At 47.6% G+C, this 723-nt stretch carries 2 rRNA genes; both read right to left on the reverse strand.

Annotated elements, in window-relative coordinates:
- Window positions 1–331: ribosomal RNA gene (locus tag EC604_RS29505) — 23S ribosomal RNA — on the reverse strand; the annotation flags it as partial.
- A gap of 338 nt (window positions 332–669) precedes the next feature.
- Window positions 670–723: ribosomal RNA gene (locus EC604_RS29510) — 16S ribosomal RNA — on the reverse strand; the annotation flags it as partial.

Consider the following 723-nt stretch of genomic DNA (forward strand, 5'->3'; position numbering starts at 1 on the left):
CTCCTTTGTAACTCCATGTGAGACGTCCCACAACCCCAAAGAGCAAGCTCTCTGGTTTGGGCTTCTCCGCGTTCGCTCGCCGCTACTGACGGAATCACTATTGTTTTCTCTTCCTCAGGGTACTTAGATGTTTCAGTTCCCCTGGTATGCCTCTACACAACCTATGTATTCAGTTGTGAGTAACTGGATATTACCCCAGCTGGGTTTCCCCATTCGGACATCCCCGGATCAAAGCTTGCTTACAGCTCCCCGAGGCAGTTTCGTTGTTCGCCACGTCCTTCATCGGCTCCTAGCGCCTAGGCATCCTCCGTGTGCTCTTAGTAGCTTAACCATTGCGCTCGTGTTCGAGCTGTCGCTCCGCTTGGTTTGCTTGCGCAAATCCAAAAGTCGCTCCATTTCGATCACTCGCTCCAGCAATCTACCTTATAAAACACTTCACTTGTTTACACAAGATCAGCTTAAAGGAATGTTCTAATTCGCGTTTGTTTCGTTTCGATATCTAGTTTTCAAAGAACAAATCGTTTGGTTCGGGCCGTTCACATCTGTGTCGGTCGAATCAACGAGAAGTGTTGAGAGTTTGAGCTCTCAAAACTGAGCAACGAGTGAGTAAGTTTTTGCAACTAAGTTGCATATTTGAATGTCTTCATTGCAGAAGACGATTCTCCATAGAAAGGAGGTGATCCAGCCGCACCTTCCGATACGGCTACCTTGTTACGACTTCAC

The sequence above is a fragment of the Paenibacillus amylolyticus genome, assembly GCF_003719335.1.
GTDB classification, from domain to species: Bacteria; Bacillota; Bacilli; order Paenibacillales; family Paenibacillaceae; genus Paenibacillus; species Paenibacillus amylolyticus_D.